The organism is Streptomyces sp. URMC 129 (genome assembly GCF_051386415.1).
GTDB lineage: Bacteria > Actinomycetota > Actinomycetes > Streptomycetales > Streptomycetaceae > Streptomyces.
The window spans coordinates 1-4631 of sequence record NZ_JBPQTQ010000220.1 but is presented as its reverse complement, the minus strand read 5'-3'; the positions used below and the strand labels follow the sequence as shown (position 1 = coordinate 4631).

Here is a 4631-nt window from a genome sequence, read left to right as displayed (position 1 = left end):
GCCCTGGTCGCCGCCTTCCCGCCCTACGACCTGTGGCCGCTGTCGCTGGTCTCGGTCGCCGCGCCGTCCGGCCGGGGCGCGGTGGGGCGCGCGTCGGCGGTGTCGCCGGCCGTGGTCGTCTCGGAGCCCGATGGCACGGTGGCTGGCCTTCCTGGAAGCGCGGGCGATGATGAACGACCGTACCTCGAACAAGGCGCGACACGGCGACGCGGGGGCTGCGGATCGGGACCCGGCGCCCTTCGGTCCGACCCGGGACCCGCTGGCTGCGGGTCGACCGGAAGCCGTTGTCTACTGAGCGTCCGGGCCCCGCCCGGGTCTCACCTGCCGACCGGGCGGAACCTTCCGCCCCCGTGCCGCAGGCCCTGGACCTGGCTCCCGCCGACGGGACACCGGATCGTGGCACCCCGCCCACTGGCCCAGCGGCGTTCGACGGCTGCGCGGAGGAGCACCGGCCGGACGTCCTGTGGTGGACCCGGCCGAACCTACCCCTCGACGACCGTCGCCTGTCAACAGCGGTCTGACCAGGACGTTCCGGTCAAAACGGCTGGTCAGTGCTCCGTGGCAGCGGGCGCCCGGCGACCGGAGCGCACGTCGTTCGGCGGTATGCGCGAAGGAGGGATCACTCGTTCAGCCGGTCGTATACGGTCCGGCCGCCGACGACCGTCCGCAGGCACTCGGGAAGCGGTGCGCCCGGGGTGAGGTCGGGCAGCCCCGGCGTGCCCGAGCGCGGGTCGGTCGACCACCGCGCGATGCGGTTGTCGGGCGCCTGGACGACGAGGTCGCCGGTGCGCCACACCGCGTAGTCCGCCGGCGCGCCGGGGACGAGCACGCCCGCGTCGTCGCGGCCGGCCGCCCGCCAGCCGCCGCGCGTGTGGGCGGTGAACGCGGCGCGCACCGAGACGCGGTGTTCCTCCGTGCGGTGGAACGCGGCGGCCCGGACGGTGCCCCACGGGTCGAGCGGGGTGACGGGCGCGTCGGAGCCGAAGGCGAGCGGGACGCCGGCGCGCAGCAGGGCGGCGAACGGGTTGAGCGCGCGGGCGCGCGCGGCGCCGAGCCGCTCGGCGTACATGCCGTCGGGTCCGCCCCAGGCCGCGTCGAACGCGGGCTGGACGGAGGCGGTCAGGCCCAGTTCGGCGAAGGCGGCGACGGCGTCCGCGTCCGGCATCTCGGCGTGCTCGACGCGGTGCCGCAGGGCGCGGACCCGGGCGGTGCCGACCCGTTCGGCCGCCGCCCGCACGCCGGTCACCACGGCGGTGACGGCGGCGTCGCCGATGGCGTGGAAACCGGCCTGGAGCCCGGCCTCGGTGCAGGTGGTGACGTGTGCGGCGATGTCCTCGGCGGTGAGGTACTCCCGGCCGGTGTGCGGGGCGTCCGCGTAGGGGTGGTGCAGGTGGGCGGTGTGCGAGCCGAGGGAGCCGTCGGCGAACAGGTCCCCGGCGGCGCCCGCCGCGCCCAGCTCGCGGACCTGTGCCGCCTCCTTCGCGTTGGTGACGAGGGCGCCCCAGTACCCGGTGACGCGGGGGCCGGGCTCGGCGGCGGCGAGGGCGAGCAGGGCGGTGAAGTCCTCCTCGCCGGAGATCTCCGGGCCGCCGCACTCGTGGAGGGCGCCGATGCCCAGGGCCGCGGCCCGCCGCAGCACCGCGCGCTGGGCCGCGGCCCGCTGGGCGGCGCCGACGGTGGCGTGGGCGGCGCGCCGCACGGCGTGGTGGGCGTCGGCGGTGAGCGGCCCGTCGGGGTGATAGCCGGTCAGGCCGGTGACACCGGGAACCCGGTCGAGCAGGGCCGTCGTCACCAGCGCGGAGTGGGCGTCGACGCGGGCGAGGTAGAGCGGACGGCCGCCGGTCGCCGCGTCCAGCTCGGCGCGGGCCGGCGGGCGCCCCTCGGGCCAGCGGGTGGCGTCCCAGCCGTGGCCGATGAGGACGCCGCCGGCCGGGGCGGCGGCGGCGTGGGCGCGGACGCGCTCCAGCGCGTCGGGCAGCGAGCGCGCGGCGGCGAGGTCGAGACCGGTCAGGGCCAGTCCCGCCGAGGTGGCGTGCACATGCGCGTCCGTGAACGCGGGGGTGACGAGCGCCCCGCCGAGGTCGATCACCTCGTCGGCGGAGTCGGCCAGCGAGTCGGCGGCGGCCTCCGAGCCGATCCAGGCGATGCGGTCGCCCTCGACGGCCATGGCCGTGGCGAACGGGTCGGCGGGGCTGTGGACCTCGCCGCGGCGCAGGAGCACGGTGCGCGGGGGCCCGCCGGGGGTGGTGCGTGTCGTCATGGGCACCAGTCTCGCCGCCGGACGCCCGCCCGCACCGCCCGGGTCCCGGCCCGGGGGCCGTCCCGGGACGGGGGCATGCCGTCCGGAGCGTCGCGGGCCCGCGACGCTCCCCCGGCCGTGGCCCTCTCCCGGACGTCGGTCCGGGGGCGGCCGGGGGGCGCCCCCGCGATCTTCGGGAACAGGCCTCAGACCTGGGGCGGTCGCGCCTCGTAGGGGGTGGAGAGCACGACGGTGGTGCGGGTGGAGACCCCGGCCAGGGCCCGGATGCGGGCCAGCAGGTGCTCCAGTGCGGCCGGGGCGGCGACGCGGACCTTGAGGATGTAGTTCTCGTCACCGGCGACGCTGTGGCACGCCTCGATCTCCGGCACGCCGGCCAGCCGGTCGGCGATGTCGTCGGGGGCGCTGGGGTCGAAGGGCTTCACCGAGACGAAGGCGGTGAGCGGCAGCCCGATGGCCTCCGGGTCGACGATGGCGGCGTAGCCGCGGATCACGCCGCGCTGCTCCAGGCGGCGCACCCGCTGGTGGACGGCCGAGGTGGACAGCCCGGTCGCCTTCCCCAGGTCGGTGTAGCTCATCCGCCCGTCCGTGACGAGCAGTTCCACGATGCGCCGGTCCAGTTCCTCCACGGCTCCGTAACCTACCGGGAACGGCGGCGCGACGAGGGGGCCACCCCGTCCCGGGGCGGAGCGGAGCGGGATCGGTTTGGCAACAGTTGTGTGACGAACGACACAAACGCCGGTCCGCGCGTCGATCCGCTTCGCGATTATCCGCCGAGCGCGGCGGGAAATGCTTGCTGTGGCCAACGCCGCCGCGCCATCCGAGGGGGATGCTCATGCGCACCGTGAAGTCGCCGGAATCCGACGAGGACTTCGCCGAATTCTTCGACGAGGAGGCGGAGGGAGACCTGATCCGCGTCCTGTGCCCCGACTGCGCCGGCCCGATCGCGCTCGCCGAGCCGGGCGGTGCCCTGCCCGAGCACGCGCTCTGCCCGACGCCGTGGAACCCGTTCGGGCTGACCGTCTGCCCGGGTTCGGGCCGGGTGGTGTCCGCCGAGGGCGCCACCATCGTGCCGGTGGCGGTGGGCGACGACACCGCCGTGCTGGCCACGCTGCCGGAGGGCCTCGACTGGCGCCTCCAGCCGTTCTCGCACGCCCAGGTCGGCCTGCCCGCGATGCGGCAGGCCGCCTGAGCCGGGCGAGCCTTCCCGGCCCGCCCGGCGGCCGGGCCGTCAGGCCGGGCCCACCAGATGGCGGGCGATGACCGAGCGCTGGATCTGGTTGGTGCCCTCGACGATCTGCAGCACCTTCGCCTCGCGCAGGTACCGCTCGGCGGGGAAGTCGGCCGTGCAGCCGTGACCGCCGAGCAGCTGCACCGCGTCGACGGTGACCCGCATCGCGGTGTCCGTGCAGAACAGCTTGGCCATCGCGGCCTGTTGGCCGAACGGCTCGCCCGCGTCGCGCAGCCGGGCCGCCGCCAGGTACAGGGCGCGGCCCGCCTCGATCCGGGTGGCCATGTCGGCCAGCATGAACCGCGGCCCCTGGCCGTCCGCGACCCGGCGGCCGAACCGCTCGCGCCCGCTGGTGAACGCGACCGCCTCGTCCAGGGCCGCCTGCGCCACCCCGATCGCGCAGGCGGCGATGCCGAGGCGGCCGGAGTCCAGCGCGGCCAGGGCGATGGCGAAGCCCTGGCCCTCCTCCCCCAGGCGGCGCGTGTCCCCAACGCGCACGCCGTCGAAGTGGAGCTGGGTGGTGGGCGATCCGTTGAGGCCCATCTTCCGTTCCGGGGCGGCGGCGGTGAGGCCGTCGGCGTCGCCGGGCACCAGGAACGCGGTGATGCCGCGCGGGCCGTCCGCCCCGGTGCGGGCGAAGACCGTGAGGAAGTCGGCGATCCCGCCGTGCGTGATCCATGCCTTGGTGCCGGTGATCACCCAGTCGTCGCCGTCGCGCACGGCCCGGGTGCGCAGCGACGCGGCGTCCGACCCGGAGCCGGGCTCGGAGAGGCAGTAGGCGCCCAGCAGGCCGCCGCCCAGCAGGCCGGGCAGGTGCTCGGCGCGCTGCTCCTTGGTGCCGAACGCGGCCGTCGCGTGGCAGGCGAGGGTGTGGACGCTGACGCCGAGCCCCACGGTGAGGCGGGCCGCCGCCAGTTCCTCCAGGATCTGGAGGTACACCTCGTACGGCTGCTCGCCGCCGCCGTGCTCGGCCGGGTGGGGCAGGGCGAGCAGCCCGGCGGCGGAGAGCCGCCGGAAGGTGGCGCGGGGGAAGACGCCCGCGGCCTCCTCCCGGGCGGCGGCGGGGCGGATCTCGCGCCGGATCAGGTCGCGGACGAGGGCCAGCAGGTCGCGGGCCCCGGGGGTGGGCAGGTTCCTGGGGAC

4 protein-coding genes are annotated in these 4631 nt (G+C 76.7%); 1 reads left to right on the top strand and 3 read right to left on the bottom strand.

The annotated features are described in order from the left end of the window. Positions 1–619: 619 nt before the first annotated feature. Both ACSNOC_RS26975 and ACSNOC_RS26970 read right to left on the bottom strand, forming a co-directional pair. A complete protein-coding gene (locus tag ACSNOC_RS26975) occupies positions 620–2260 on the bottom strand; it encodes an amidohydrolase (RefSeq protein ID WP_436750195.1) in 1641 nt (546 codons plus the stop codon). A 185-nt stretch (positions 2261–2445) separates the two neighbouring features. Beyond that, positions 2446–2886, bottom strand: coding sequence for an Lrp/AsnC family transcriptional regulator (locus ACSNOC_RS26970; protein ID WP_436750194.1), 441 nt, complete (start codon positions 2884–2886; stop codon positions 2446–2448). A gap of 206 nt (positions 2887–3092) precedes the next feature. Here ACSNOC_RS26970 and ACSNOC_RS26965 point away from each other — a divergent pair, with 206 nt between their 5' ends. Beyond that, positions 3093–3449, top strand: a complete 357-nt coding sequence (locus tag ACSNOC_RS26965; protein ID WP_436750193.1) for a hypothetical protein — start codon at positions 3093–3095, stop codon at positions 3447–3449. Positions 3450–3488: 39 nt separating this feature from the next. Here the strand turns inward: ACSNOC_RS26965 and ACSNOC_RS26960 are convergent. Further along, positions 3489–4631, bottom strand: a 1143-nt coding sequence (locus ACSNOC_RS26960) for an acyl-CoA dehydrogenase family protein (protein ID WP_436750192.1), incomplete at its 5' end; no start/stop codon positions are given.

Coding starts and splice junctions, on each gene's coding strand:
- ACSNOC_RS26975 (WP_436750195.1), bottom strand. CDS start 2,260: ATGACGACACGCACCACCCCCGGCGGGCCCCCGCGCACCGTGCTCCTG.
- ACSNOC_RS26965 (WP_436750193.1), top strand. CDS start 3,093: ATGCGCACCGTGAAGTCGCCGGAATCCGACGAGGACTTCGCCGAATTC.